The organism is Mucilaginibacter inviolabilis, assembly GCF_011089895.1.
Lineage (GTDB): Bacteria > Bacteroidota > Bacteroidia > Sphingobacteriales > Sphingobacteriaceae > Mucilaginibacter > Mucilaginibacter inviolabilis.
In genome coordinates this window covers 135,902-162,329 of sequence record NZ_JAANAT010000003.1, presented here as the reverse complement: position 1 = coordinate 162,329, position 26,428 = coordinate 135,902, and the positions used below count along the sequence as shown (strand labels likewise).

Sequence of the window (26,428 nt, the reverse complement as noted above, 5' to 3'; positions counted from 1 at the left end):
GCTAAATTAAACCGGCTGCATGTTTTAAAGCCTCGGTGATACTGGCCGGGGCCAGCTTTAATTTAAAAGAATTGTATCCATAAGCTTTGGCACCCTGCATAGCCAGTTGGGCGGCCTGCTGAAAACTCTCTTCAGAAGCCTTTTTCCCAACCAGTGACTTTTCGGCATCAAACAAACGCCAGGGTTTATGCGCTACACCGCCCATTGCCAGACGGGCACTTTGTATGATATCATTCTTCATATCTAAAGCTGCCGCAACCGATATCAGGGCAAAAGCGTATGATTGCCGGTCGCGCACTTTTAAATAGTAGCTGTTTTTTGCCAGCGTATTATTGGGTATTTCCACACCAATAATCAACTCACCGGGGGCCAGATTGTTATCCATTTCAGGATGATCGCCCGGCAGGCGGTGAAATTCAGTAAACGGCACCCGATGTTCGCCCCTTTTTCCCGCAACAATCACTACCGCATCCAGGGCGGCCAAAGCCACACACATATCGCTGGGATGAACCGCTATACACTGTGAACTGGCTCCAAATATGGCATGCATCCGGTTTACTCCTTCATAAGCTCCGCATCCGGAGCCGGAAACACGCTTATTACAAGGCATAGCCGTATCATAAAAGTAGCCGCAACGGGTACGCTGCATCATATTGCCGCCAACTGTAGCCATATTACGCAGCTGCGGCGATGCCCCGGATCTAAGCGCCATGGCTAAAAGCGGCTGTTTTTCAACAACCTGCCTATTTTCAGACACAACACTGTTTAAAGCCAGCGCACCAATATATAATCCATTTGGTGTTACTGTTATATTTTTTAATGGCAGGTGATTAATATCAACCAACTTATCTGGGGCGGTAACACCACGCTTCATCAGATCGACAAGATTAGTACCGCCTGCTATTATTTTGGTGCCGGGCTTATTGATCACTTCAAGTACGGCCTGCTGTGTAGCCGGCTGAACATATTGAAACTGTTTCATACAGCCTGCCCTCCATTTTTCACTTCCTGTATAGCATTAACTATATTGGGGTAGGCCCCGCAGCGGCAAATATTGCCACTCATATATTCGCGTATCTCGTGCTCCGAACCGGCGTGCCCCTCACGGATGCAGGCCACCGCCGACATGATCTGACCTGGTGTACAATAACCACACTGAAAACCATCATGTTTTATAAAAGCTTCCTGCATCGGGTGTAATTGATCGCCATGGGCCAAGCCTTCAATCGTGGTGATTTTTTTACCATTCACCATTACACCCAGGGTTAAGCAGGAGTTAATCCGCCTGCCATCCACATGCACTGTACAGGCGCCGCATTGTCCATGGTCGCAGCCTTTTTTGGTTCCGGTTAAATCAAGTTGTTCGCGTAAAATATCCAATAATGTTGATCGGGGCTCAACCGAAAGACTGTGTTGCTTGCCATTCACCTCCATTTTTAATGGCATTTTCTCAAAAACGGCGGCAATTTCCTCATCAACATGTAAATCGGCTGCTTTTACGGCAATTCCCGGAGTAAGCGCAACAGCAGTTAATAATGATGATTGTTTAAGGAAAATTCTCCTGGAGCTATCTTCAACATCCAGCTCGGTTACGGGCGTGGTCAAACTTTCTTTGCTTTCCATAAAAACAGGCTTAATATAATGTTAAGTTAGGCATTTTTAGTAAAAAGCAACCATAGGTAAACAATCTTTTACATCATCAATAACGCCAAAAAGCAATAAAAAGAAGTGAGTGTTAAATGAAGTTATTGGCCTGAGAAGCAAACCAACAAAGCTCTTTTCAGAATAAGATTAACACAGATAAGATTTTACAGACTATATATAGGAATATACTGCCGGTAAATTAACCAGCTGGTAAAAATGACCCAAACCGGCCTAAGACAGTAATTTTTAAAACAAAACACCGGGTACTATAGTCCCGGTGCTTTGTTTTAACTTATAATTTACCAACGACCGCCACCGCCGCCGCCTCTGTTACTATCTTTTGAGTAGCCGCCGCCACCACCACGGTTTCCACCGCCGTAGCCGCCACCGCCGCCGCGGTTACCGCCACCGTAACCACCGCCGCCTCTGCGGTCGGTTGCTTTTTTCTCTTCGGCCTGGCTTACAGCAATTGAACGACCTCTAACTTCAGAGCCATTTAAGCCGGTAATAGCTAATTGGGCAGCCTCATCATCAGGCATTTCAACAAATCCGAAACCCTTGCTTCTTCCGGATTCCCTGTCAATAATTATTTTTACGGTGCTTACTTCACCGTACGCTTCAAAAAGCTCTTTTAAATCGGCTTCCTCTAATTGAAAAGGAAGACTTCCTGCAAATATGTTCATCAATTTTTAATTTATAATAGCAAGGTTCTTTTTTTACTTGCCTCGTTTTGTTAACATCAAATATAGTAATAGATATTTGATGATTACTGCAAGAATTTGTGAATGAACGTTTTTATTTTTTTTTAATAATTAAAATATCCTTTAACTAAAACAAAATAATACGTATTTGCGTTAAAGGGCTCCTCAGAATATCTGTATGATTTAATCCCAATATCTTAGTTTACAGATTGAATGACATAAGGCTTGCCATTGAGATCGAAACCATCACCTGCTGCTTTTCCCATGAGTAAGGAGCCAATAGGAGAGACCGGGGACACTGCAAAATAGGTTTTTCCATCAACCAAAAGGCTTCCGGCGCTTATGGCCAGATAAAAATTACCATTATTTGTTGTGATCACACTACCTGTTTCGATTTTAATACTTGTACCATCGGTACCAATACGATTAAGGGCAACCATTAACTTATTGGCCTCATTCAGTTGAGTCAAATTACGGTCGGTTTCCTGCTGCATCATCGCTCTACCTGTTTCATATTTATCTCCGGCACTGCTTTTGGTATCTTCGTTTGATGCTTTTTGTGCTTCTTTAATGCCCAGTTCAGCCGCATCCATGCTTTTACGCACATAATTTACACATAGCTCGTGCAATTTCTTCTTCAGGTCGCTCATTTATCTGATTAAATTCAACGCTAAAAAATAGTCAAAAGCAGTCCGCGTGCTATTTCTTCTATTTTTCAGGAAACAAATAAAGCAATTTATTATCAGGTATGAGATGATAAAATTCAGGGCAAAATAAAAGCCCCCTTGCACTCGCTGCTTGGGGGCTTTAAACCTAAACCTTATCACTATTTGCAGGTGTGAACCTACAAAGTAGATAAACGTATCAAATTGCCGAAATGGTATATTCACCCGCCACTAATTGACAAAATAATGATAATTCAAGCAGGCAATTTCCATTAATACCCTAGCTATCAACTATTTGAAAATTTGCTTAAAGGTGAAAAAAATTACCTTAATTAAACTTATTACAAAAAATGCCGGGCTGTTTTATAACCCGGCATTTGATACTATTTATCGGCTGATGTTTTTTTATACATTCTCCATACCGTAATGTTTCAGTATGTCTGTTGGTACACCCGTCCATTTTCCGGGAGCATTACCGGCATAGCCAATATCTTTAACACCCATTTCACTGGTAAAAAAGCCAGATGCGGTTAAATCGCGCATGCGGTTAAAGAAAGCTACCCCCTGAGCCATTTCTGGCTTTGCTTTAGCGGGGTAGGCTATATCATCAATTACCTCTATTTGTTGTGCATGGCTGCTATCGGTAAATGTTTTACCAAAACGATTCAGGCATTGCAGATCAAGCCAGCGCAAACCACCACGTAAAGGGGTTTGATGGTACGGCATATCTTTTACAATAAATTCGATAAAATCAGGCACTTTGGCATCTGTCGCGCTGCCCGATTTCTCGTCCTTAGGAATAATAATATCAACCAGTACGGTTATGGTAGCCATTTCTGCAGGGGTAAAGAATTTGTCGGCATTCAGCTTTTTGTCGCGTTCAACCTCAAATGGCTGCCGACCGGCTTCTGGTGCTGCCGGTGTGGATGCAGCTTCTTCACCTGTTTTTTTATTATCGGTTTTACAGGCTTCCAGTAATAATCCTGCTGAGAGTGTACCAAAGCCTATCGCTTTTAGGGAGTCACGTCTGTTCATAACTAATTTTTATTGGGGCTTGTTAAACGTTTAATTTTTTTCTTTCCTGTAAAATATATTCGGCAGTACGCATAGACAGGGCCAGGATAGTCCAGGTAGCGTTTTTATCGCCCTGCTGAACAAACGGAGCCGCGTCAACCACAAACAGGTTTTTGCAATCATGCGCCTGGCACCATTTATTTAAGGCTGATTTCTTAGGGTCGTCGCCCATACGTATGGTTCCAACCTCGTGGATGATCTTACCCGGAGCCTCTAAACCATAATTGGTTTCAGGCCCTTGTGGTTTACCATAGATAGCACCCATATTATGCATAATTTCCTGGAAGGTTTCCTGCATGTGTTTAGCTTGTTTAATCTCGTCATCGGCCCATTTGTAATGGAAACGCAGTACCGGGATACCATATTTATCAACCACATTCGGGTCAATCTCACAATAGTTATCATAGCGGGCAATAGCAGTACCACGACCGGCCATACCAAACTGGGTACCATAAAAACGACGATAATCATCTTTTAATGATGCGCCATAACCACCGGCCTCTTTCTTCTTGCCATTACGATCGGGCACTGCACCATTCATGTTATGGATACCGCCGCCAAAACCGTATGATGGCATGTGTAAGCCACCTCCATATTCGATGTGATAACCACGAGGAAAATCCAGTTTTTTATTATCCAGCCACCATGGTGAATAGATGTGTACACTGCCCACACCATCTTCGTTGTATCGTTTGCGATCCATTAATTGCGGAAGGAACCCACCTGCGCTTGATCCGGTTGAATCATGCAGGTAACGGCCTACAACACCACTGCTGTTAGCCAAACCACCAGGATGCGCCGCAGATTTGGAGTTCAGCAGGATACGTGCCGATTCGCCGGCACTGGCACCAAGCACTACCGTTTTGGCATTTACCTGATATTCCTGCATATCTTCTTTGTTAACGTAAGATACACCTGTAGCCAACCCTTCTTTATTTGTTAGCACCTCACGCACCATGGCGTTGGTGATCACCTTTAGATTGCCTGTTTTTACAGCAGGGATAACCAAACATGACGATGCAGAGAAATCTCCATAAACTTTACAGCTACGACCGCACTGTCCGCAGAAAAAACATGCGCCACGGTCTTTATTACCGGGCAAAGCTTCGGTTAAAACCGATCCACGACCGGCGATGGTGGTTACACCTGCTTTTATGGCGCCTTGCTTAATATAGAGCTCATTCAGCCTTGGTTTTGGTGGAGCCAGGAAGATACCATCAGGCTCATTCTCCAAACCTTCTTTGGTTCCATAAACACCTATCATGCGGTCAACCTTGTCGTAAAAAGGTTTTACCTCATCATAAGTGATCGGCCAATCATCTGTAAGACCATCCTTAGCTTTAAAGTCATGTGGACCCATGCGTAAGGAAATACGGCCCCAGTGATTGGTACGACCGCCCAGCATGCGCGAGCGGAACCAGAAAAATTCTGTTTGGTCTTTAGTTGTGTAAGGTTCGCCTTCCAGTTCCCAACCACCGTAAGCGGCGTCGAAATCACCAAAAGGACGGGTTGTACCCGCACCACGGCGTGGTGATTCCCAAGGCCATTTTAATTGTTGCGAGTCTTTGGCTGGGTCAAAATAGGCCCCGGCCTCCAGCATTAACACTTTTACACCGGCATTGGCTAACACATAACCAGCCATACCGCCACCAGCTCCCGAACCTACAATGACTACATCGTAAGTTTCTGCTGATTTTTTGATTTGTAGATCGCTCATATAATATCAGGTGTATCCTCTGTTAAGAGAAGAAAAGATGCACGCGCAGGCATACATCTGCATTCATTTGGTTTTTTATGGTATAAATATATTGAACGCAAAGCGTTACAACATAAACATTTTTAAATATTATAACTGCTTGAGGTAAATATTGCGGAATGCAACCTCGTGGCCGTGGTCTTGCAGCGCGATATGGCCTTTTGGATATTTCGCAAAATCGGTCCAGTTTTTGAATTTACTGTTGTTCAGCATTTCTTTCCACTCGTCGCTGCCAATCTCTGTTTCTACTATTTTAGTTCCATTTAACCAAAAAGTAAGGTGACCATTCTTTTTACGCAATACTACGGAGTTCCATTCGCCGGCTGGCTTGGTAACATCGGCAGAAGGGGCTTTCATATCATATAAAGAACCAGCCAGGTGATTTGCTTTTTTATTATCGCTGGCTTTGGCATTATCCAATACCTGCATTTCGATACCGGTAAGGTAAGTTTCGTTGAATTTAGGATCTTCGTGTACACCAAAAATAATTCCGCTGTTTCCTGTTTCGGATATCTTCCAATCCAGTTTCAACTCATAATTTTCGTATTCACCATCCGTGATCAGATCACCCTGGCCTTCGGCTTTCGGGTCAAGTTGTAACGCGCCGTCAACAACTTTCCATGCACCTGATCCTGTTTTTAAATAGGTATGCCAACCGGTGGTTGTTTTACCATCAAATAAAGGTTTAAAGCCTTTGGATTGCGCTGATACCGCGAAATGAAGCACAGGGATAGCCATAAGGCTCAAAAGGGTCTTTTTCATATAATTGTTTTAGAATTTAATTAAGATATACCATTAGGTTGGGCTAAATATATCTGCTTTTTTTCAATGCTAAAACGATTATATGAAAAATAAATTACAAACAGCTGTGAATAGCCCTGTAAAAATATGGTTATATAAAAACAGGACTCTTTTGAGGCTTAATGTTTCCCAAAGTTGAAAGACAGATCTGACGCCAGGCCAACAGTTATATAACCATAACTATCCTCAAAAAACTGGTTATAATCATCCTGTCCGCGATAGCCACCGCCAATCATCAGGGCTGTACTTGGCATAAAAGGGAACTGGTAATAATATTTCAAACTTACGTTAAGGCGTTTCTTGAAATCAACTGCCGAATAATTGTCATACTTATCAGCAATGTAAGTGAAATCAAACCGTATACGCTGCCAGTTTTTGTATACCTTTTTACCTTTCTCCAATGGATCATCATAAGCCTTGGCAAAATTATACATACGGCTGCCATTAACCCTGATAAAGCCATAATGATCCTTTAATCCTTCAGACACACCCAGGCCAAATAAACCGGCATGTACTTCAAGAGCTATATTATCGTAACGGTTAATAATCAGATCCTGCTTATCAATGCGTTTACCTGTATAGTAAGTAAGGGTATAAAAATTGGTGGTGAACTTGCCGCTGTCGCGATTAAAACTGCCATCGGGATTTAATGACGGACCTCTTACACCGTTAGAGTGATGCGAGTAACCAAATGATAAAAATTCTGGTTTATAAGTATCCTCATTCAATCTGTAAAATACGGTTGCTCCAGGCATAAAGCTTGGTGATTTTACCGGCGCTCCATAGGAAGCCAGCAAACGTATTTTAACCCTCGCGGTAAAAACAGCAAAAAACCGTGATTTAGGCGTTTGGAATAAGATAAAGTTTGGTGCCAGATCGGCGGTTAACTGGGTTTTTATTTTATTAAAATAATCATTACCTCCCTCAGATGTTCGCAGGTTTTGTATAAAGATATTATCAAACGCGTTATTAATTAACCGTCGTTTCAGCAGGGTAGAGTCAGCCGTAGAATCAGCTACCGATACATACGGTTGGCTGTTCAACAAGCCTTTAGCCAGTAATTTGCCGGGCACCGCAAGGCAAAGCATACAGCAGATCACTATTAAAGCAGGGATTAGATTGATATGGTACGCGTTATTCTTAAAACGCGTTTTGTGGAGTAAAAAATTGATCAATGTAGTATGAATTATGTTGACCGGTAGTAAATGAATTTAAAATCAACAGCTTCCAGTCGCACTATGTTAAAATATTGTTAAAAATTACGGGGGCAATATTAGATATTATTCTTTTTTAAGTGGCATACACAGTGTCAAGCAAACGTAAAAGCTCTTTATATGCTAATCAGATGGCAATACCTTGATAAAATGCTGAATTGTTGATATTTATAGCATAGCTATATGCTTGTTTTTCAATTCTGTTTCTTATATTTGGTTATAGCCAATTCTTCATCTTAATCTCTGTGCCATGATAAAAGTTTCAAATATCCTTGCCCGTAAAGGCGGCCGCATAGTTACCATTGATGCCGGTAAATCAGTTTTGGAAGCATTAAAATTAATGGCTGATGAAAACATCGGCTCGGTGGTTATATTAGAGGATGGCGAATATGCCGGCTTGCTTACCGAACGGGATTATGCCCGTAAAGTGATCTTGAAAGGAAAATCATCACACGAAACCCTGGTACGCGATATTATGAGTACCGGCTTACCCCGCATACTTCCCGACAATTCCATCGAAACCTGTATGCACATCATGAGCGAAAGCAATATCCGCTACCTGCCTGTATTTATTGACGATGCATTATGCGGCATTATTTCTATCAATGACCTGGTTACCGAAACCATCCTCTCGCAACTGGAAACTATTGAGCAATTAAAAAGCTATATACACTCGTAGAGAAGTAAGGATTTGGGGAACAAAGAGTAAGGATTAAGGGTCTGTCATTCAAACCGCATCAGGACTGATTCATGGCAACGTATCCTTAGGCCAAAAAATCCTTGTTCCTTGCTCCAAAAGTCCTTGCTCCAAAGAGATCTTTGCTCCATTAATCCTTGCTCCAAATACCCTTATTCCCAAAATCCTTGCTCCTTGTCCCAAAAATCTATACCTTGCGTTACACCAAGTAGAACATAGTGACGTTTCAGGATTTCAATTTCAACGAACAATTATTCGAGGGCATACAAAGTATGGGGTTCAATAACCCAACACCCATACAGGAAATGGCCATACCCGTAGTTTTAAAAGGGCATGATCTTATTGCCTGCGCGCAAACCGGAACCGGTAAAACCGGGGCTTATTTGCTGCCCATACTCAACTTCATCAGCAATAGCAATAAACACCATACCAGTGCACTTGTACTGGCGCCAACCCGTGAACTTGCCCAGCAAATTGATCAGCAGGTTGAGGGGCTGGCCTATTTTACCGGCATCAGCTCCATAGCCGTATTTGGTGGTGGTGATGGCGCTGTTTACGAACAGCAACGCCGGGGTATTCAAAATAATGTAAATATTATTATAGCCACACCCGGCAGGCTGATAGCCCACCTTACATCTGGGGTTTTAAAGCTAAATCATCTTACCCACCTGATATTGGACGAGGCTGACCGCATGCTGGATATGGGTTTTTCTGACGATATCAAAAAAATTATCAGTTACCTGCCTAAGAACAGACAAACGCTGCTTTTTTCGGCCACCATGCCTGGCCGTATCCGCGCGCTGGCCAAGGCTATCATGAAAGAGCCCGAACAGATCAACATCGCCATTTCTCAGCCGGCAGCAGGTATCGATCAGCAGATCTATCGCCTGCATGATCAGCAAAAAACACCTTTGCTGCAGCTTATACTCCGCGATTCTGCTTATACCAGCACCATCATTTTTGCATCCCGTAAGGAGATCGTAAAAGCACTATATAAAGAGCTGAAGGCCATCAACATCAAATCAAACGCCTTTCACTCCGATCTGGAGCAGCGTGAACGCGAAGAGATTCTGTTACAGTTCAAGAACAAACAGTTACCAGTAATTATTGGCACCGACGCTTTGTCGCGCGGTATCGATGTAGAGGGCATCGACCTGGTGATCAATTATGATGTACCCGGCGATCCGGAAGACTATATTCACCGAATTGGCCGTACCGCCCGTGCCGCTACTACCGGCACTGCCATTACTTTTGTAAATCACCGTGACGAACGTAAGCTCAAAAGTATTGAGCAACTGATAGAGCGCCCCATTCGCGTGGTTGGCCTGCCTGATGAACTGGCTGCCATTCAGCCTACTCATACGCCTGGTACAGGTCAAGCCGATAAGAAAAAGAAACCCAACAGGCGCTTTAATAAGAAAAAGCCAAAAAATAATAATACCAATACCCAAAAATGAACAGGAGCATAGCTTCAAAGCTGATTTTGCAGGTACTATTAGGTGCAGCCTTGATGGCACCAGCCTTTACTACTTTTGCACAGGATAAAAAAACGTCGGGCAATCCTGTAGTTGAGGGTTGGTACGCCGATCCGGAAGCCCAAATATTCAAGCACCAGTACTGGCTGTATCCAACTTATTCGGCCAAATACAATGAGCAGGTGTTTATGGACGCCTTTTCCTCGCCCGATCTGGTGCATTGGACCAAGCACCCCCATGTTATTGATACCAGTGGGGTTAAATGGGTGAGACGTGCACTTTGGGCTCCTGCCGTTACCGAAAAAGATGGTAAATATTATCTATTCTTCGGAGCGAACGACATCCAGAACAATAATGAAAAAGGCGGGATAGGTGTAGCTGTAAGCGACAAACCCAAAGGCCCATTCAAAGACTACCTTGGCAAACCTCTTATCGACCAGATCATCAACAAAGCTCAGCCCATCGACCAGTTTGTTTTCAAGGATGATAACGGCCAGTATTATATGATATATGGTGGTTGGGGCCAGTGCAATATCGTGAAGCTAAAGAACGACTTTACAGGCGTTGAGCCCTTTGACGACGGCGTAACCTACAAGAAAATAACCCCCGAAGGCTATGTAGAAGGCCCTGTGATGTTTAAGCGTAAGGGCAAATACTACTTTATGTGGAGCGAAGGCGGCTGGACCGGCCCAGATTACCGGGTAGCTTATGCCATTGGCGATACGCCTTTTGGCCCTTTTAAGCGTATAGGCACCATTTTAAAGCAAGACCCGAGTATAGCCACCGGGGCGGGTCATCACTCAGTGATCAACGTACCAAGTACAGATGAGTGGTACATTGTTTACCACCGCCGGCCACTCACCGAAACCGATGCCAACCACCGGGTGATGTGTATCGACAAAATGTACTTTGATACCGACGGAACCATCAAGCCAGTAAAGATCACCAACGAAGGAGTAACCGCCCGAAAACTGAAGTAGTCAAAAACTTTTTAAACCCCAGATTTTAACATTTTTCGGTTCAAAAACGGGCCAAAATCGGGTTAAAAACTATCGAAAAAGCCTCATTTTAACACTTTTTAACAAATTTCAAGACGATTTTGAGTATTTTTTGAAACTTTAAAAAGTTTTAATTTTCTGGTATTCAAACAACTACCTGAAAACAAGGCGATTTTTGACCTTATTTTCCCTTTAACCAAACAGCCCGCTTACCTTTTTCAGGAGATAAGCGGGCTGTTTAGTGATATAAATATACGAAAATTTATTGGTGGATTTGGTGGCGGTTTTTAATTATTGAATTACTGATTTAGTGAATTATTGATTGAAAACAACGAATCTTCTGTCAGCTTCTTAATTAGTGAGTTTTCTTCCCTGTCAGCAGATAAGCTTCGGGCGAAAGCGGGCAGAACAATGGTGGGCTTGTGCGGTTGTGGGGCATAGCAAGTTTTGCAGAAGCATGGGGCTTTGCGCGACCGAAGTTGGGCAAATAATTGCAGACCTGGTTCTGGCCGGTTTGTGGGGTAGAAGCCTCGTGCGCAAAGATGCATTTCTGCTGAAAGCCTTTTTGGTTACTTTGTGGCTACAAAGTAAAGGCCCTCCCGCGGCCAAGAGCGGGTCTGCGCCAGGTCTACCAATGAACAGATCCTTCGTTCCTCAGGACGACAAAATTTCAATTTCTTTTACCCAAACAAATCACTGCTCAAATACCTGTCGCCACGATCGCAGCAGATAAATACGATAAGGCCTTCTTTGAGCTCAGCAGCCAGTTTAATGGCACCGGCTAATGCGCCGCCGCTGCTCATGCCGGCAAATATGCCTTCCACTTTGGCCATTTGGCGGGCCATCTCGGTGGCTTCGGCTTCGGAGATATCCATTACTCTGTCAACCCGACTGGCATCAAATATTTTAGGGAGATAGGCTTCGGGCCAGCGGCGGATACCGGGGATAGATGAACCCTCGGTAGGCTGACAGCCTACGATCTGTATATCCTTATTTTTATCCTTAAAATAACGGGAGCAACCCATAATGGTACCCGTAGTACCCATAGCGCTTACAAAATGGGTGATCTTTCCATCAGTATCACGCCATATTTCCGGACCGGTAGTTTTTACGTGCGCTCCATAATTATCGGGATTGGCAAACTGGTTCAACAGAAAATACCCTTCGGTAGCGCCTTTTTCCTCGGCATAGTCACGACAAACCTCGATACCCTCCAGCAGGGTTACCTTGGCGCCGTAGGCTTCCATGGTGAGTGTACGTTCGCGGGTGGAGTTAGAGGGCATTACTAGTTCAATCTCCAAATCAAACAGGCGGGCTATCATAGCCAGCGCAATACCGGTATTACCGCTGGTAGCTTCAATGAGTTTGGTACCGGGTTTGATATCCCCACGCTCTATGGCACTGCGGATCATGTTGAGCGATGCCCTGTCTTTCACGCTGCCGCCGGGGTTATTACCCTCCAGCTTACCGTATATTTTTACGTTGGGATTAGGGTTTAGTTTTTGTATTTCAACCAGGGGCGTATTTCCTATTATATCAATAATGCCAGCCATAATTTTTTTAGTATCAAGACACTAGTATCAAGTATCAAGATCTTTTCTTTTTACCTATAATTCAGATGTATCGTTGCTTTGTAATCTTGATACTTGATACTAGCTACTTGATACTATCTTCACACTTCATCACTTTTCAAAGTCCGGTGACTTGGGGTATGATACACCCTGGAATACGGCGGTACACTTTTGGTAAGCCATACGTTACCACCAATAAGACTGTTATTCCCAATAATGGTTTCGCCGCCCAGTATGGTAGCGCCCGAATATATCACCACATGATCTTCCACTGTTGGATGGCGCTTGGTGTTGGCCATACTTTTATCCACACTCAGTGCACCCAGGGTAATACCCTGGTACAATTTTACATGGTTACCAATTACAGCGCTTTCGCCTATCACAATGCCGGTACCATGGTCGATATAAAAATACTCACCAATTTCTGCCGCGGGATGTATGTCGATACCTGTTTTGGAATGCGCATATTCGGTTAGTATTCTGGGTACTAAAGGCACATTGTCTATGTACAAGCTATGCGCCAGCCGGTACAGCGAGATAGCAAAAAAACCAGGATAAGTGCGTACCACTTCAAATTCGCTGTGAGCCGCGGGGTCACCATTAAATATGGCTTTTATATCAGTATTTAATATCCTGAACAGTTCGGGCAGCCCTCTAAAAAACCGTTCAGCCCGTTGCTTATTATCACAATCATCGCAGCCTTTGGTAACCTCCATAATGTAATATAGCTCATTCTCCAACAGGGTAAACTCTGCTTTGAGTGCGGCAATATCTGCAAATGTTTTCCCGGTTTGCTCCGGATATAGCAAACGGATTACCTGGAGCGCCCACTTGGTGATCTCCTTGTTCGACGGCACAGCCTGAAGCTTTTGCTGCTTGTTAAAAATTTGCTCGTAAAAATCCTCACTCATGTTTTATGAAGGCTGTTTAGGGAACAGCCCCTTACTAATGCAAGTTTAGGGAAAAAGAATGTGTTTTATATGTAAAAATCGCTACTTAATTGATAGATATACATGTTTCGGGGCGGATTGCCGAAGAATCAACACATCTGTGTGCGTGCTTCCCTCCACGCGTCATTGCGAGGTACGAAGACAACCGACCAGAGGGAGCTCATTAATACAAATAAACAAACACAACATTAATAATCCCCGATAAGCAGAACGGCCCTGTATAGCTTAGAGATTGCTTCGTGCCTCGCAATGACGCATTTTTTTTATTTTCTTCACCTCCTTCCAGCGAAGCCGAAGAGAGGGTCGGCAAGCGAAGCGATGCCCTACTTGCGCTCGTTTGTAACGAGTGCTTAACATAGGTTTGCGTTTTAAACGCAAGGGCGATGCAATCGCTTAACCACAATAAGCACTCGTTACAAACGAGCGCAAGTACAGACACATACTACCCATTCCAGCGTCTAAGTAAAAAATAATTTTGGCGAGATCTATATTAATCGTAATATTGCAATATATATTATGGGAATTACCAAAACAGAAATATTTACCGACGAGCAAAACAAGCTGGCTGTGCAGTTAAAAGCGATAGCACATCCTGCGCGTATTGCCATATTACAGCACATTATCGCGGCCAAAGCCTGTATTTGCGGTGATCTGGCCGATGAGCTGGGCCTGGCGCAACCTACCATTTCGCAGCATTTGAAGGAATTGAAAAACGCTGGTCTGATTCAAGGCACAATAGAAGGCGTAAGCGTTTGCTATTGTATAGAACCCAAAGCCTGGGATAACCTGCAAAAGGAATTAAACATGCTGTTTTCATCGTACAAGGACCTGAATAGCTGCTGCTAAAATTTTTTATATCAATCTATCGCAATATTGCAATAATAAAATATATTCATCATGAACAAAGTAGAATCTATTAACTGGGCAACATTTAAAGAAAAGTTATTACAACATCCGGAGCTCAACCTTCAATTTCAATATGCCGAAGGTAAGCTGGTAGACGCATCATACCACATCACCGAAATTAAGCAAGCGCCTATTACTTCCGTTGATTGCGGTGGAGTATTGAATACCTGGACAGAGATTATTGTGCAATTATGGGTTCCCGAGGACGAGCAGCAGGAGCGGGCAATGAAAGTAGAAAAGGCTTTGTCCATTGTCGCTATTGTAGAAAAGATGCTCCCCCTTGATCCTAACGGAACGGTTAAAATAGAATTTGGTAATTCCGAGTTTGATACCCGGCAGATGTTTCCGGGAGATATGATCGTGAGCGGCGAAAACCTCATCATCGATCTGCGCCCGGATGCCGTGCAGTGCAAGGCCATTGGTCGCGGCGGGAGTTGCGGAACCAACGAAAAAGGGGAGGAATGCTGCGAACCTGCAAAACCAAAGCTAGCGTTAAAAAACCTGACTGTTAAAAATGAAGCCTGTTGCACACCCGGTTCAGGTTGTTGCTGAGAGTCTATAAAAAATTAAAAAACAAATAATTGATATGAAAAATGTATTGGTGCTTTGCACCGGAAACAGCTGCCGCAGCCAGATAGCCGAGGGTTACCTACGTCACTTTGCCGGCGATAAAGCCAATATTTACAGCGCGGGTATCGAAACACATGGTGTTAATCCGCGCGCAATTGAAATCATGAAACGCGATGGTGTCGATATCTCCCATCATACCTCCAATAATGTTAATGAATACCTGGACATTGATTTTGATTATGTGATAACCGTTTGTGACAACGCCAAAGAGAGCTGCCCGTATTTTCCAACCAAAGCCGTTAAGCTGCATTACAATTTCCCCGACCCGGCAAAAGCTACCGGTACTGAAGAAGAGATCATGGAGCAATTTGGGCAGGTGCGCGAAATGATCAAACAGTATACTCAAAATTTTGTGAACGAAAATTTAAAAACACCCCATGCCGGTTGATCATTGTGCCCCGGCTGCTGAACGCAAACGGCTGAGCTTTTTAGACCGGTACCTTACGCTCTGGATATTCCTGGCGATGGCAGTTGGGGTGAGTGTTGGTTATTTTATCCCCTCATCGGCCGGTTTTATCAATTCATTTTCAAGCGGTACAACCAATATCCCGCTGGCTGTTGGTTTAATCCTGATGATGTACCCGCCGCTGGCCAAAGTAAAATATGAAAACATGGGCCAGGTGTTTAAAGATACCAAAGTATTAAGCGCCTCTTTGGTGCTCAACTGGACAGTAGGCCCTATCCTGATGTTTCTTTTGGCGATAACCCTATTGCGCGATCATCCGGATTATATGGTGGGTCTGATCCTGATTGGCCTTGCTCGTTGCATAGCCATGGTAGTAGTATGGAACGAGCTTGCCGAAGGGAACCGCGAATACGCGGCCGGGTTGATAGCGCTCAACAGCATTTTCCAGGTATTGCTATATAGTGTGTATGCCTGGGTATTCATCACCATTTTGCCGCCACTGTTCGGTCTTAAAGGTTTAGCCGTTAATATAACCATGGGCGAAATAGCCAAAAGTGTGGGTATTTACCTCGGCATTCCATTTGCAGCCGGCATCATCAGCAGGTATGTCTTGATCAAATTAAGAGGTGAAGCCTGGTTCCGGCAAAAGTATGTGCCTTTTATTTCGCCCCTTACTTTGATCGCCTTGCTGTTTACCATTGTATTGATGTTTAGTCTTAAAGGCGGTCTTATTGTACATATACCGATGGATGTTGTGCGGATAGCTATTCCGCTGGTTATCTATTTCGCGGTAATGTTCCTGCTGAGTTTTTTTATCGGCAAATCATTCGGGGCCGATTACTCTAAAAGCACTTCCATCGCCTTTACCGCCACGGGTAATAATTTTGAACTGGCTATTGCGGTTGCTATCGGCGTATTCGGCATCAATTCCGGCGAAGCTTTCGCGGGCGTTATCGGTCCGCTGGTGGAGGTACCGGCTTTGATCGCTTTGGTTAATTTAGCATTCTGGTTCAGGAAGAGGTATTATGTTGATAGGTGGTAGGATAGGACTGTCCTTACGCCATAACTGTTCAGAAGAATATTTTGGGCTAAAGCCAGCAAAGCACATCCATTATCCGCCCCATAAATGGGACGGCAATGAATAAAACAACAGTTGATTTATATTTCATTGCCGTTGGTTTTAACCAACGGAACACAATTTAACCGTTCTGGGCTTTAGCCAAACCCACATGTGGCCTTTATTTGATTTTTCCGTGCCCTGCAGTATCATCGTTTTACACTACCTTTATTTTATTAACCAACATATTCCATGAAAAGACGTTCATTTCTGAAAGCCTCGGCTTTAACGGCAGCGGCGGCCGGTATATCAACCCAAAGCAGTATGGCATCAGCAATAAAAGAAAAAAACAGTACCGAGTTTTACGAGTTGCGCACCTACCTTTTAAAAAACCAAACGCAGCAAAAACTGGTAGAAGATTATTTTCAAAATGCCGCCATTCCTGCGCTTAACAAACTAGGTTGTAAACACATTGGCGTGTTTACCGAACTGAAACCCGAAGGGCAAACCAAAATTTACGCGCTTATCCCTTTCAGCAACCTGACCGATTTTTTAAACGTGCAGGAAAAGCTAGACCTCGACCCGGTTTACCTGGAAAAAGGTGCGCCCTATTTAACTGCTCCGGCTACAGAGCCCGCTTATGAACGCATTGAAAGCTCATTGTTAAAAGCCTTTGTACACATGCCCAAAATGGAAGTGCCTAAAAAAAGTCCGCGTATTTTTGAGTTGCGCCGGTATGAACACCCCAGCGAAAGCGCGGGCAAAAAGAAACTGGAAATGTTTAATGATGCCGGCGAGGTAGATATTTTTAAAAAGCTGGGCTTTAATCCTGTATTTTTTGGCGAGGTTATTATCGGCGATCACCGGCCAAACCTTACCTATATGATCACTTTTGATGATCTGGATGCCAAAGCCGCGCACTGGAAAGCTTTTGGCAGCGACCCGGAATGGAAGAAGGTAAGCAGCATCCCCGATTATTCTGATGCTAAATTGATAACTCATATTACATCAACATTGTTACAGCCAACAGAAGCATCGCAGGTTTAATTTATTTGTTGGATCAATTCCGAAGAAACTCTTTAAAGAACGACAAGATCAATTTGGCTGAAGCCACTCTTCTTTTCATTATTTCCCGCCCCATAAATGGGACGGCAATGAATTTAGGCCCTATTTCGTCTGTGGTCTTTCCATTCATTGCCGTTTGGCTTCAGCCAACGGACTAAATCATCGCACGAAAAAATGGCTTTAGCCTAACGTTCCGGATGAGGCTTTTTTAGGAACATTTAACAGGAGACCATAATAATCGCTTGCTTTTGGTGTTCATAATACACTATATTTACATTAACCAATTAAAAGTAAATCGATGACAACTACCAGACGTTCATTCCTCAAAACTTCGGCATTACTTTCGGCCGGAATATTAGCGGCTCCCAACCTGTTTGCTTACGATAAAAAGTATATCGGCCTGCAATTGTATACCGTGCGCGATGCCATGGCTAAAGATCCGGCAGCAAGCCTGGCCAAAGTTGCCAAAATTGGCTATACTTCGGTTGAAGGAGCTACCTACACCGGCAACGAATTGTTTTATGGCATGGATAGCAAAGCGTTCAAAGCGCTTTTAAAACAAAACGGCCTGATTATGCCGAGTGCGCATTATCGCCTGGGCGAAGAGCAGGTGGACGGCGCATCGCAAAAAGGAACCATCCTAAACGATTGGGAAAAAGCAGTGACCGACGCGGCCGAGGTTGGCGTAAAATATATGGTATGCGCTTACTTATCAACGCCAGAGCGTGGTAACCTGGATCACTATAAAAAAATAGCCGAAGATTTTAACAAGGCTGGTGAGATCTGCAAAAAAGCGGGCATACAGCTTTGCTACCATAACCACGATTTTGAATTTATACAGGAAAACGGCAAATACCCATACGAGATTCTGTTAGAAGCTACCGACAAAAACCTGGTAAAATTTGAAATAGACCTGTATTGGTTAACCAAAGCCAACCAGGACCCTATCGCTTTAATTGATAAGCACCCGGGCCGTTTCCCGCTATGGCACGTAAAGGATATGGATAAAACCCCGGCCAAAAAATTCACCGAAGTTGGCAATGGTACAATCGACTTTAAAAAGATATTCACACAGGCTAATAAAGCAGGTTTAAAATACTTTTTTGTAGAACAGGATGTTTGCCCCGGCGATCCTTTTGACAGCATTACCCAAAGCATTACCTACATTAAAAAGAACCTAGTTTAAAAATTCTGTTACAATAGCACAATATATACAAACCATCGTTTTATACTTAAAAGCGATGGTTTTGTTTTATCATATCCGATCGCTTCCTGCGTAGAATTTTTAACAAATATGGAAATGAAGATCGATATCAATATGATAAAAGGGTTGCTGATAGCATTAGCAGCATCTTTCCTGTTTGCTTGCGCAGCAGAAGCACAACAGGGTAAACCAACCAAACACCTCAGCAAGCTACAGGACGTACCTACGTTAATTAACCAGGCTTAGGGCCTTTTGCAAGTCGGGGTCTGTTTTATTCACAATATCATCCGGGCTGTATTCCACCGGGTAATCGGGCATAATGCCGCGGCCAAAATCATAATGTTTAGCTGCCGACACAAAACGCATCCAGGGGAAATCAACAATAACATGGGTATGGGGCAGGGTTAAATGCTGAATAGTGCCTCCGCTGCAAGCCTGCTCGTTACCGGCTGTTTCGCGACCAACAAATATCACATCTTTACGCTGGGCCTTCAATGCCGCGGTAAACAAAGCCGCCGACGAGAAGGTGGCACCATCAATTAACACTATCAGCTTTCCTTTATAATGATCGGCCTTGTATAGGGGCAATTTGCCGTACAACTGGCCCCAGGCGGTAGGTCTGAATTTGATATGATAATAAGTTCCATCTTCCGGACCAGGCTCAAAACCTTCGTTAAAGCTGGAGGTGCGGGCGGTGTCAAAGTAACGTTCAAAACGACTGATAGCCGGGTTGGGGATACGCGCCTTTACATCCTTAACAATACTAAATGAACTATCGGCCAGGAACGATAGCAAGCGGATAGCTACCCGGATATCGCCGCCGGTATTATGCCGCATATCCAGGATCAGGTTTTTGATCCCCCGTTGATTAATCTCTTTAAAAGCTTCTTTATAAATATTGGTATCGGCATACTGATAGGGCCTGGTCACAAACCAGGCGGTCGGTTTATTTTTTAAAAACCGTAGGGGCAGATAATCCGTGTTTTTTGATTCGGTCCAGTCGGCCAGATCATTGGTTTTTGCTGCCGGCGTATTGAGCGTAGCGCCGGGAGCAAGGGCATTAACTTCAAGATTTTTTAATTTGCCTTGTTTGGTGCGTAGCGTGATATGATATGGTGGCTGCCAGTGATAATACTTGTTGCAGGCATCCTCAAAGCCGCCATATTCGCTTAAAAATACCTCTTTAAAGGTTTCATTATACCCATCGCCACCATACAGATCATAGCCGTGGCTAATGATAGCAGCAACAGGGGTATTGTTCATGCTGATGATCTCGTCGCCGGTATTGAGTTCATTATTATTGTGGTTGGTGATCCAGGCATGATGATTTTCAACCAATACCTCAAATGGCAAGTGGGGTGGCGGCGGGCCCGATGGTTTATATCCTGCCGGATATTTTACCTGCGTATGTCCGCAGCGGAGGTTGCTTATAAAAGGGTAAACATGTGCTATAAAATCGGTTTCAGTCAACGGCTCGTTGATAGAAGCCACTACCTGATCAAAGGTACGGCGCAGACTATCCGGTGGAGTAAAAACACCGTAGGCCGGGTGCATTTCTTTAATAACAGACCAAAGTATAGCCAGGTCATCATGCATAGCCTTTACCGGGAGCTTGTGGGCAATAGTATCTGCGTTGCCAACCCCGGCTGTATTTTGTTTTTTAGTATCGAGCTGTTGACACGCGCCGATTATCCATACAACGCATAAATAAGGAAGGATTTTAAATACCGGTTTTAAATTTATTTTCATTGCAGATACTTACCTCAGGATGGAGCTAAAGATAATAAAAAGACCAGAATCTGTTTTTTCATTTTACCCTGCGTTCCCGGAACCGGCTGAAAAAAATCATGGCCAATATACAAAGCACACAACCGCAAATACCATTGAGCCGCAGGCCGTAATCGTGCCCGGGATCTTTACCATAAACGGTTAAAAAGGCAAACAATGCTATACCCAGCGTTTGCCCTAGTTTTACAAAAAGATATTTCACCGCAAAAAACATCCCTTCGCTGTTCTCGCCGGTTCTTTTGGCATCGTTCTCGGCAATTTCGGCAAGGATGGCGTTGGGCAATATACCCAGTGAAGCCAGCGGAAAGGATGTACTTAGCACCAGTATATAAACCTGCGCTGTTGGCGATAGCGGGAGTTTTCCCAGGAAAAATATAGCCACAAAAATGAGACTTAACAGACCAAACGAAAACAACATGATTGGTTTTTTGCCGATCTTTTTCGACAGATAATTGATGAGCGGGTAAAACACCAATGAAAACAGCACCATGCTCCCCATCAGTACACCACCCATAGATTCGGGCAGGCGCAGCAGCACGGTTACAAAAAACAACAAGCCACTTGATATGATACTGAGCGCCATATAGTACGAAAAATCGGAAATAAGGTAGTATTTAAAATTTCGGTTGCGGAAAGTCCGGCGCAGGGCAGGCAACAGGGGTAGATGCGAGGGAATGCTATTGGAATATTTTTTTTCGTTGATGGCAAAAACAGGTATCAGCATCACCAGGCCCGCAAAAGCGCACAGACCGAAAATAGTGTACTGCACGGCGGTGTCCCGGTTAGGGGTATGCAGCATGTGCTGCACCAGATCGGCAAAGTTATTAACCAGGGCCGACAGAATAATACCCAGCACAAAACCCACCTGCTGTAATGATGATAGCTTTACCTTTTCGGCACCGGTACGGGCCAGCTCGGGCAGCAACGCGTTGTAAGGAATAATATAGGCCGTAGCGCCCATAAAAAAACAAATGAGCGTAAAAGTAAGCCACAAGGCGTTGCTAATACTTTCGCCTTTAACCAGTGGATAAAAGGTAAGCGAACAAAAAACAACAGCAGGAACAATGGCCCATTTCATAAAGGGAATTCGGCGGCCCTTGGCATTGCCGCTTTTATCGCTCAGCGATGCTATAAAAGGGTCAAATATGGCATCCACAAACCGGCCCGATGCGGCAATAAGCGACATGATATTAAACACACCAAAAACAAGCAGCTGAGGCACCAAAGGAATCAGGCCGGCATTGGAAGGCGGCAAATAAAAGTAGGGCAGCATCACGATAATGATATTGGTCATGATGCTCCAGCCTATCATTCCGCAGGCATAAGCAAGTTGTTTTGAAAGTGGCAGTTTAGCAGCCGGCATATCTGCAATATGCAAATGATTTTTAATTATTGAATGACTGATTTAATGAATTATTGAGTTTTTGTTTGAAAAGAGAAGCTATTAAGGGATTGATGAATATGAGTCTGAAGAAGTCGAGTATCATCCGGGCGTTACCTTCGGTCCAGGCTATTAATTATTGAATTAGTGATTTAGTGAATTATTGAGTTTTGTGTGCGACTTAATTATAGGATTTAAGGATTACCCTGATTTCTTCTTTATTCGATTAAAATTTTTTGTCATCCTGAGGTACGAAGGATCTATCTGTATAATTAAAAATTCAATAATAGATGCTTCACTCCGTTCAGCATGACAAACATAATTGAGGTGCATCTTCTTCCCAGTCAGCAGATAAGCGCTATTAATTAGTTTTTTTCCCGTCAGCAGATAAGCTTCGGGCGAAAGCGGGCAGAACAATGGTGGCCTGTGCGGATGCGGGGCATAGCAAGTTTTTGCTGAAGTGCAGGGAAACGCGGGAACGAAGTGGGGCAAAATAATTGCAGCCCTGGTTCTGCCCGGTTTGCAGGGTAAAGGCTATGAGCGCAAAGAAGCATTTCTGGTGACAAGCCTTTTGGTTACTTTGTGGCTACAAAGTAACTGGCCCTCCCGCGGCCAAGAGCGGGTATACGCCATACAAACCGGCAAATAGATCCTTCGTTCCTCAGGATGACAAACTCAAATGTATGTTTGTTTAATGGGTATTAATGAGCTCCTCTCCGGTCGGGCGCCCCCCGATTTTCGCGATGGCGCTTAATTTCGTTTACAACCCCGAATAATAATCATACCCTTGCTCGGCCCAATAATCCGGCGGACGGGTATCACTAAAGCTCATCGTGCCAATGCGCTTTAAGTTTTTAATGCCATACTTAACCGGGATGATCAGCCGTAAAGGTGCGCCGTGTTTAGGCGGCAGGGGCATTTCGTTAACCTCATAAGCCAGCAGTGTTTGCGGGTGCATAGCGCTGGGCATATCTATCCCAACATAGTATTCCTTATCCGGGGTGGCTAAGCCTACATATTGTAACTGCGTTTCGGCATCAAGCTTAAAATGACTGATAAAATCACTGAACTTCACTCCACCCCAGTGCGATATCTGATCCCAGCCTTCTACGCATTTAAAATCATACACAATATCTGTTTTGGGGAGGGCCTTGATATCATCCAGCGAAATCTGTAGTACTTCGCCGGTATGTTTTTTTACCTGTAATTTCCAGGCGTCTACATCTATTTTTCCTTCGGAACCGATATCGCTGTTATGGCGCACCGTTTTGGCCGCCATTTCTTTGGGATAGGTTTTAACCAGGTTGTTATTGCTAAAAATACGGCGAAAGGCCAGTTCGGTTTTATTCAACGCTCTTCGCAACGGCGCGCGGGCGCCGGCTGTTACGGTCCGTGTTTCCTCGGGTGCATTGTATAACCATTTCCAACCACAATAAGCCACACTTCCGGCCACAATAAAAGTACCGAACGAAAGAAAATTGCGTCTCGTGATTTTTTGCTCAATGGTAAGCGGCTTTTTGGGAGCCTTCTGCTTTTTACTGAATGTTTTTTTCATCACTTGGAGGTGGGGGTGTAATTTCAATAACTGGTTTAGGATCTTCGTTCAGCACTTCAAATCCGGAAATCACCGACCGAAAATTGTTCCATCCGGCCAGCATCACCTGTACCACATGGATCACGAAGAAAAGCACATAACCAATAGTTAGCGCGAAATGCAAGATGCGGGCAAAATGATAACCACCGCAAAGCCAGGTGAGGTAATAAAACTGTACCGGTTTATAAATAGCCAATCCGGTTATCACCGAGCCTATGCCCATCACAATAATGGCGGTATAAGCAATGCGCTGCGCGGCGTTATATTTATTTTGAGGCGGCGCCATTTTACGGATGTGCAGATCGTGCAGCAATACCAGCCAGGCTTCTTTAAATGATTTTTTTTGTGGTAACAATTCACGCCACTCGCCCGAGATGATGGTGTAGAGTACATAAAAGATACCGTTCAGGGTAAAAAACCACATAAACAAAAAATGAAAAGCCATCCCCTCCGAAAGGCGGTGGGGAATACGCAGCGCGTTATAAAACCAATCGGGGAAAAAGCTGAAGAACGTATGCCCAAACAACGTTATTTTATATTCATCATTGGCCCAATAGATCAGCATCCCGCTCCATATCATAATAGCGAGTATCGGAAAGTTTACCCAATGCGTCCAGCGCATCACTAATGGATGTTTCTCTTTGATAACTTTCATCTATTGATAATTAGTGAATTATTGATTTCTTCTTACTTGCCGATGTTGGCTGTTGTTGTCAGATTGGCCTTTGCTGCCGCTAAAATTTCGCCGTTTGTTTTGTTTTGTACCAGGCCAATTACTTCCCAATCCTGGGTATTTGTTCCTTCGGGAAAAGCAATGTTGGTACTGCCATTACCACCTGCACTTAAAGACAGGCTCTGCATTTTGCGCACAATTTGAACATGCGACAGGGTACGCCCGCCATTTTCGCCACGCTGAACTTTGGTTTGCGCTGCTTTTTGCACCAGGGCCAACAGCAGGCCGGTGTTTTTTTCGGCACCATTTACACGGTATTGTACCGTGATATGATCCTGCCCTTTTTGTGTATTAAGGGTTAAAGTTGCCGCCGGATTGGTTCGCAGGCCAGCGGTGATGGCATTACGTAAAGTACCTTCTTCCGAACCCACAAATTCCTTTTTACCGTTAACCACAATTTGCGGTGTATAAACCGATTGCAGATTTAACCAGCTGGCATATTCATTTTGACGTTTAGAGTAATCGGCGCTGCTAAAAACATCTTTCCAGCCCAGGCGGTTCCAGTAATCTACATGAAAGGCCAGTATGTAAACGGGTTTGTCTTTATCTTCTTTTTGTATCCGGGCCACCAATTCATCGGCAGGAGGGCAGCTGGAGCAGCCTTCTGAGGTAAAAAGCTCTACCACGGCAAATCCTTTACCGTCGGCTATTATCTTACTTTTTCCCGGCACTTTAGCTTTAGGAATAATAAAAGCCGCCAATACCATTATCGCGGTTATAAAACCGGCAGCAAGGGCAAATATTTTTATTGATTTCATCTGGTTATAATTTGATATACGTTTTTCCTGTTTAGTCGGCTTGGGTATAATAACCTTACAATAAATTTTATTTTTATTTCCGCTGGCTGGTATGGCTGTATAACAGGAAATTCGCATTTAAATAAATAGCCGATAGGAGGCACCTGCCGGAGCCTTTAAAGGCAATCCTTTCTACTACAAACAGGTTACTCCTCCGGAGTTTAACAAATCGCCGTTTAAACACAACTAACTCCGGAGGAGTAACCTGTTTATAGCCAAAATATCAAAAGTACTGGCTCCGTAGGTGCCTCCTATTTAAAAGAGACTTCCCTGTAATGCATCCGCTAAATACTTAGGATCAATTGGATATAAGTAAATTTAACGAATAAATGTGATTTTATCATGGCTCAAAAAAAATGCAACTTGGTTTGTAAGGATTTACGTGCAATGCCGACTAATAGTTTAAATGTTATGAGTAAATTTATTAATGGTAACTGAAAAACAATTACTGGACCCGCATAATTGGGTTAAGGCTCATGCCGATTACCTGTATTCGTACACCCTCTCGCGCCTTAATGATGAAGAGCAGGCGAAAGACCTGGTACAGGAAACCTTTTTGGCTGCTTTAGAAAAGGTAGACCGCTTTGAAGGCAAAAGCTCCGAACGCACCTGGCTCACGGCTATCCTGAAAAATAAGATCATTGACGTTTACCGTAAAAAATCATCGGGACTGGCTAACATAACCGAACAGAAGGCAGAGGAGGAACAAAAAGATTTTTTTGAAGAAGATAACGGTCATTGGACCCAGGCCCATCAGCCCCTGCCATTTGGCATCGAGGATCATGAGCCGCTGAGAGGTAAGGAGTTTAATCATATCCTGCAACTATGTATGCAAAAACTCCCGGCCATGTGGATGTCGGTTTTCACCATGAAGCATATGGATGAGACTACTACCGAATTTATTTGCAGCGAACTCCGGGTTACCCAGGCCAACTTTTGGGTTATTATTCACCGGGCCAAGCTTAGCCTGAGGGCCTGTCTTCAAAAAAACTGGATCTAAAAACATTAACCATGAATCACTTAAAAAAAGTTATATACAACTGCAAACAGGCTACGCTACTCATCGAGAAACGACAGATCAAAAAACTGAGTTTCCGCGAAAGTATTGAGCTCCGCATACACCTGGCAGGTTGCTCCATGTGCCAGCTATACAATAAACAAAGCCAGGTTATCCACCAGATGGTGCTGCAGCTTTTTCACGATACCGAATTGCAGGCATCCACACTTTCGCTCGATGAAAACTTTAAAAAAGAACTGCAGGACCGTATTGAAGGAGAACTAAATAAATAATTAAAATACTTTGTAAGGTTTATACGTGTGG

28 protein-coding genes are annotated in these 26,428 nt (G+C 43.8%); 13 read left to right on the top strand and 15 right to left on the bottom strand.

What is annotated here, in order from left to right; genetic code table 11:
* Position 1: 1 nt before the first annotated feature.
* The 8 genes from G7092_RS20735 to G7092_RS20700 all read right to left on the bottom strand — a co-directional run bounded on the left by G7092_RS20735 (position 2) and on the right by G7092_RS20700 (position 7,816).
* A complete protein-coding gene (locus G7092_RS20735) occupies positions 2 to 982 on the bottom strand; it encodes an FAD binding domain-containing protein (protein WP_166092017.1) in 981 nt (326 codons plus the stop codon).
* Positions 979 to 1,623, bottom strand: a complete 645-nt coding sequence (locus tag G7092_RS20730; protein WP_166092016.1) for a (2Fe-2S)-binding protein — start codon at positions 1,621 to 1,623, stop codon at positions 979 to 981. The genes G7092_RS20735 and G7092_RS20730 overlap by 4 nt, the downstream gene beginning before the upstream one ends.
* A 320-nt stretch (positions 1,624 to 1,943) precedes the next feature.
* On the bottom strand, positions 1,944 to 2,327 hold the full coding sequence (gene rbp / locus G7092_RS20725) for an RNA-binding regulator (RefSeq protein ID WP_166092014.1): 384 nt from the start codon (positions 2,325 to 2,327) through the stop codon (positions 1,944 to 1,946).
* Between the two features lie 215 nt (positions 2,328 to 2,542).
* Positions 2,543 to 2,995 carry a 3-oxoacyl-ACP synthase gene (locus G7092_RS20720; protein WP_166092012.1) on the bottom strand — a complete coding sequence of 151 codons (453 nt, stop codon included), beginning with the start codon at positions 2,993 to 2,995 and terminating at the stop codon, positions 2,543 to 2,545.
* Between the two features lie 420 nt (positions 2,996 to 3,415).
* The gene (locus G7092_RS20715; protein ID WP_166092010.1) at positions 3,416 to 4,045 is read right to left on the bottom strand and encodes a gluconate 2-dehydrogenase subunit 3 family protein; all 630 of its coding nucleotides are present in this window, start codon (positions 4,043 to 4,045) and stop codon (positions 3,416 to 3,418) included.
* A gap of 22 nt (positions 4,046 to 4,067) precedes the next feature.
* A complete protein-coding gene (locus G7092_RS20710) occupies positions 4,068 to 5,801 on the bottom strand; it encodes a GMC family oxidoreductase (protein ID WP_166092007.1) in 1,734 nt (577 codons plus the stop codon).
* Positions 5,802 to 5,930: 129 nt separating this feature from the next.
* Positions 5,931 to 6,602: a 3-keto-disaccharide hydrolase gene (locus tag G7092_RS20705; protein WP_166092005.1), complete on the bottom strand. Its 672-nt coding sequence runs from the start codon at positions 6,600 to 6,602 to the stop codon at positions 5,931 to 5,933.
* 158 nt (positions 6,603 to 6,760) lie between these two features.
* Complete coding sequence (locus G7092_RS20700; protein ID WP_166092003.1) at positions 6,761 to 7,816, bottom strand: hypothetical protein; 1,056 nt, start codon at positions 7,814 to 7,816, stop codon at positions 6,761 to 6,763.
* A gap of 289 nt (positions 7,817 to 8,105) precedes the next feature.
* Between G7092_RS20700 and G7092_RS20695 the strand changes: the two genes are divergently transcribed.
* The 3 genes from G7092_RS20695 to G7092_RS20685 all read left to right on the top strand — a co-directional run bounded on the left by G7092_RS20695 (position 8,106) and on the right by G7092_RS20685 (position 11,007).
* Entirely contained in the window at positions 8,106 to 8,534 is a 429-nt protein-coding gene (locus G7092_RS20695; protein ID WP_084192078.1) for a CBS domain-containing protein, read from the top strand.
* Positions 8,535 to 8,770: 236 nt separating this feature from the next.
* Positions 8,771 to 10,009 carry a DEAD/DEAH box helicase gene (locus G7092_RS20690; RefSeq protein ID WP_438861466.1) on the top strand — a complete coding sequence of 413 codons (1,239 nt, stop codon included), beginning with the start codon at positions 8,771 to 8,773 and terminating at the stop codon, positions 10,007 to 10,009.
* On the top strand, positions 10,006 to 11,007 hold the full coding sequence (locus G7092_RS20685; RefSeq protein ID WP_235953914.1) for a glycoside hydrolase family 43 protein: 1,002 nt from the start codon (positions 10,006 to 10,008) through the stop codon (positions 11,005 to 11,007). The genes G7092_RS20690 and G7092_RS20685 overlap by 4 nt, the downstream gene beginning before the upstream one ends.
* A gap of 698 nt (positions 11,008 to 11,705) precedes the next feature.
* Here the strand turns inward: G7092_RS20685 and cysM are convergent.
* A complete protein-coding gene (gene cysM / locus G7092_RS20680; RefSeq protein WP_166091999.1) occupies positions 11,706 to 12,578 on the bottom strand; it encodes a cysteine synthase CysM in 873 nt (290 codons plus the stop codon).
* Positions 12,579 to 12,697: 119 nt separating this feature from the next.
* Complete coding sequence (gene epsC / locus G7092_RS20675; RefSeq protein ID WP_166091996.1) at positions 12,698 to 13,507, bottom strand: serine O-acetyltransferase EpsC; 810 nt, start codon at positions 13,505 to 13,507, stop codon at positions 12,698 to 12,700.
* A gap of 555 nt (positions 13,508 to 14,062) precedes the next feature.
* Here epsC and G7092_RS20670 point away from each other — a divergent pair.
* The 7 genes from G7092_RS20670 (at position 14,063) to G7092_RS20640 (ending at position 19,060) form a co-directional block, all read left to right on the top strand.
* Entirely contained in the window at positions 14,063 to 14,392 is a 330-nt protein-coding gene (locus G7092_RS20670) for an ArsR/SmtB family transcription factor (RefSeq protein ID WP_166091994.1), read from the top strand.
* A 51-nt stretch (positions 14,393 to 14,443) separates the two neighbouring features.
* Positions 14,444 to 15,004, top strand: a complete 561-nt coding sequence (locus tag G7092_RS20665) for a DUF6428 family protein (RefSeq protein ID WP_166091992.1) — start codon at positions 14,444 to 14,446, stop codon at positions 15,002 to 15,004.
* A 34-nt stretch (positions 15,005 to 15,038) separates the two neighbouring features.
* Positions 15,039 to 15,470 carry an arsenate reductase ArsC gene (locus G7092_RS20660; protein WP_166091989.1) on the top strand — a complete coding sequence of 144 codons (432 nt, stop codon included), beginning with the start codon at positions 15,039 to 15,041 and terminating at the stop codon, positions 15,468 to 15,470.
* A complete protein-coding gene (gene arsB, locus G7092_RS20655; protein WP_166091986.1) occupies positions 15,460 to 16,530 on the top strand; it encodes an ACR3 family arsenite efflux transporter in 1,071 nt (356 codons plus the stop codon). The genes G7092_RS20660 and arsB overlap by 11 nt, the downstream gene beginning before the upstream one ends.
* Positions 16,531 to 16,797: 267 nt before the next feature.
* Positions 16,798 to 17,592, top strand: a complete 795-nt coding sequence (locus tag G7092_RS20650) for an NIPSNAP family protein (RefSeq protein WP_166091984.1) — start codon at positions 16,798 to 16,800, stop codon at positions 17,590 to 17,592.
* A 316-nt stretch (positions 17,593 to 17,908) separates the two neighbouring features.
* The gene (locus tag G7092_RS20645; RefSeq protein WP_166091982.1) at positions 17,909 to 18,796 is read left to right on the top strand and encodes a sugar phosphate isomerase/epimerase family protein; all 888 of its coding nucleotides are present in this window, start codon (positions 17,909 to 17,911) and stop codon (positions 18,794 to 18,796) included.
* Between the two features lie 114 nt (positions 18,797 to 18,910).
* Entirely contained in the window at positions 18,911 to 19,060 is a 150-nt protein-coding gene (locus tag G7092_RS20640) for a hypothetical protein (RefSeq protein WP_166091980.1), read from the top strand.
* Here the strand turns inward: G7092_RS20640 and G7092_RS20635 are convergent.
* Both G7092_RS20635 and G7092_RS20630 read right to left on the bottom strand, forming a co-directional pair.
* Positions 19,043 to 20,563 carry a S41 family peptidase gene (locus tag G7092_RS20635; protein ID WP_166091978.1) on the bottom strand — a complete coding sequence of 507 codons (1,521 nt, stop codon included), beginning with the start codon at positions 20,561 to 20,563 and terminating at the stop codon, positions 19,043 to 19,045. The genes G7092_RS20640 and G7092_RS20635 overlap by 18 nt on opposite strands.
* A 58-nt stretch (positions 20,564 to 20,621) precedes the next feature.
* Positions 20,622 to 21,965: an MFS transporter gene (locus tag G7092_RS20630; RefSeq protein WP_166091976.1), complete on the bottom strand. Its 1,344-nt coding sequence runs from the start codon at positions 21,963 to 21,965 to the stop codon at positions 20,622 to 20,624.
* A 478-nt stretch (positions 21,966 to 22,443) separates the two neighbouring features.
* Between G7092_RS20630 and G7092_RS20625 the strand changes: the two genes are divergently transcribed.
* Complete coding sequence (locus tag G7092_RS20625) at positions 22,444 to 22,632, top strand: hypothetical protein (protein WP_166091974.1); 189 nt, start codon at positions 22,444 to 22,446, stop codon at positions 22,630 to 22,632.
* Positions 22,633 to 22,743: 111 nt separating this feature from the next.
* On the opposite strand, the gene G7092_RS20620 is transcribed toward G7092_RS20625, so the two are convergent.
* Genes G7092_RS20620 through G7092_RS20610 form a run of 3 tightly spaced genes read right to left on the bottom strand, consistent with a single transcriptional unit; the run spans position 22,744 to position 25,068 of the window.
* On the bottom strand, positions 22,744 to 23,538 hold the full coding sequence (locus G7092_RS20620) for a molybdopterin-dependent oxidoreductase (protein ID WP_166091972.1): 795 nt from the start codon (positions 23,536 to 23,538) through the stop codon (positions 22,744 to 22,746).
* Complete coding sequence (locus G7092_RS20615) at positions 23,519 to 24,232, bottom strand: cytochrome b/b6 domain-containing protein (RefSeq protein WP_166091970.1); 714 nt, start codon at positions 24,230 to 24,232, stop codon at positions 23,519 to 23,521. Before G7092_RS20615 ends, G7092_RS20620 begins: the two co-directional genes overlap by 20 nt.
* A gap of 32 nt (positions 24,233 to 24,264) precedes the next feature.
* A complete protein-coding gene (locus G7092_RS20610) occupies positions 24,265 to 25,068 on the bottom strand; it encodes a DUF1223 domain-containing protein (protein ID WP_166091968.1) in 804 nt (267 codons plus the stop codon).
* 466 nt (positions 25,069 to 25,534) lie between these two features.
* Between G7092_RS20610 and G7092_RS20605 the strand changes: the two genes are divergently transcribed.
* Complete coding sequence (locus G7092_RS20605; RefSeq protein ID WP_166091966.1) at positions 25,535 to 26,107, top strand: sigma-70 family RNA polymerase sigma factor; 573 nt, start codon at positions 25,535 to 25,537, stop codon at positions 26,105 to 26,107.
* Between the two features lie 11 nt (positions 26,108 to 26,118).
* Complete coding sequence (locus tag G7092_RS20600; protein ID WP_166091964.1) at positions 26,119 to 26,397, top strand: hypothetical protein; 279 nt, start codon at positions 26,119 to 26,121, stop codon at positions 26,395 to 26,397.
* The last annotated feature ends 31 nt before the right edge of the window (positions 26,398 to 26,428 follow it).

Excerpts from the sequence above, each read along its gene's own strand:
- G7092_RS20615 (WP_166091970.1), bottom strand. The coding sequence starts at position 24,232 with ATGAAAGTTATCAAAGAGAAACATCCATTAGTGATGCGCTGGACGCAT.
- G7092_RS20715 (WP_166092010.1), bottom strand. The coding sequence starts at position 4,045 with ATGAACAGACGTGACTCCCTAAAAGCGATAGGCTTTGGTACACTCTCA.
- G7092_RS20645 (WP_166091982.1), top strand. The coding sequence starts at position 17,909 with ATGACAACTACCAGACGTTCATTCCTCAAAACTTCGGCATTACTTTCG.
- G7092_RS20665 (WP_166091992.1), top strand. The coding sequence starts at position 14,444 with ATGAACAAAGTAGAATCTATTAACTGGGCAACATTTAAAGAAAAGTTA.
- G7092_RS20735 (WP_166092017.1), bottom strand. The coding sequence starts at position 982 with ATGAAACAGTTTCAATATGTTCAGCCGGCTACACAGCAGGCCGTACTT.
- G7092_RS20620 (WP_166091972.1), bottom strand. The coding sequence starts at position 23,538 with ATGAAAAAAACATTCAGTAAAAAGCAGAAGGCTCCCAAAAAGCCGCTT.
- G7092_RS20635 (WP_166091978.1), bottom strand. The coding sequence starts at position 20,563 with ATGAAAATAAATTTAAAACCGGTATTTAAAATCCTTCCTTATTTATGC.
- G7092_RS20705 (WP_166092005.1), bottom strand. The coding sequence starts at position 6,602 with ATGAAAAAGACCCTTTTGAGCCTTATGGCTATCCCTGTGCTTCATTTC.
- G7092_RS20685 (WP_235953914.1), top strand. The coding sequence starts at position 10,006 with ATGAACAGGAGCATAGCTTCAAAGCTGATTTTGCAGGTACTATTAGGT.
- G7092_RS20720 (WP_166092012.1), bottom strand. The coding sequence starts at position 2,995 with ATGAGCGACCTGAAGAAGAAATTGCACGAGCTATGTGTAAATTATGTG.
- G7092_RS20710 (WP_166092007.1), bottom strand. The coding sequence starts at position 5,801 with ATGAGCGATCTACAAATCAAAAAATCAGCAGAAACTTACGATGTAGTC.
- cysM (WP_166091999.1), bottom strand. The coding sequence starts at position 12,578 with ATGGCTGGCATTATTGATATAATAGGAAATACGCCCCTGGTTGAAATA.
- G7092_RS20630 (WP_166091976.1), bottom strand. The coding sequence starts at position 21,965 with ATGCCGGCTGCTAAACTGCCACTTTCAAAACAACTTGCTTATGCCTGC.
- G7092_RS20605 (WP_166091966.1), top strand. The coding sequence starts at position 25,535 with ATGGTAACTGAAAAACAATTACTGGACCCGCATAATTGGGTTAAGGCT.
- G7092_RS20670 (WP_166091994.1), top strand. The coding sequence starts at position 14,063 with ATGGGAATTACCAAAACAGAAATATTTACCGACGAGCAAAACAAGCTG.
- G7092_RS20650 (WP_166091984.1), top strand. The coding sequence starts at position 16,798 with ATGAAAAGACGTTCATTTCTGAAAGCCTCGGCTTTAACGGCAGCGGCG.
- epsC (WP_166091996.1), bottom strand. The coding sequence starts at position 13,507 with ATGAGTGAGGATTTTTACGAGCAAATTTTTAACAAGCAGCAAAAGCTT.
- arsB (WP_166091986.1), top strand. The coding sequence starts at position 15,460 with ATGCCGGTTGATCATTGTGCCCCGGCTGCTGAACGCAAACGGCTGAGC.
- G7092_RS20610 (WP_166091968.1), bottom strand. The coding sequence starts at position 25,068 with ATGAAATCAATAAAAATATTTGCCCTTGCTGCCGGTTTTATAACCGCG.
- G7092_RS20660 (WP_166091989.1), top strand. The coding sequence starts at position 15,039 with ATGAAAAATGTATTGGTGCTTTGCACCGGAAACAGCTGCCGCAGCCAG.
- G7092_RS20695 (WP_084192078.1), top strand. The coding sequence starts at position 8,106 with ATGATAAAAGTTTCAAATATCCTTGCCCGTAAAGGCGGCCGCATAGTT.
- G7092_RS20600 (WP_166091964.1), top strand. The coding sequence starts at position 26,119 with ATGAATCACTTAAAAAAAGTTATATACAACTGCAAACAGGCTACGCTA.
- G7092_RS20730 (WP_166092016.1), bottom strand. The coding sequence starts at position 1,623 with ATGGAAAGCAAAGAAAGTTTGACCACGCCCGTAACCGAGCTGGATGTT.
- G7092_RS20640 (WP_166091980.1), top strand. The coding sequence starts at position 18,911 with ATGAAGATCGATATCAATATGATAAAAGGGTTGCTGATAGCATTAGCA.
- rbp (WP_166092014.1), bottom strand. The coding sequence starts at position 2,327 with ATGAACATATTTGCAGGAAGTCTTCCTTTTCAATTAGAGGAAGCCGAT.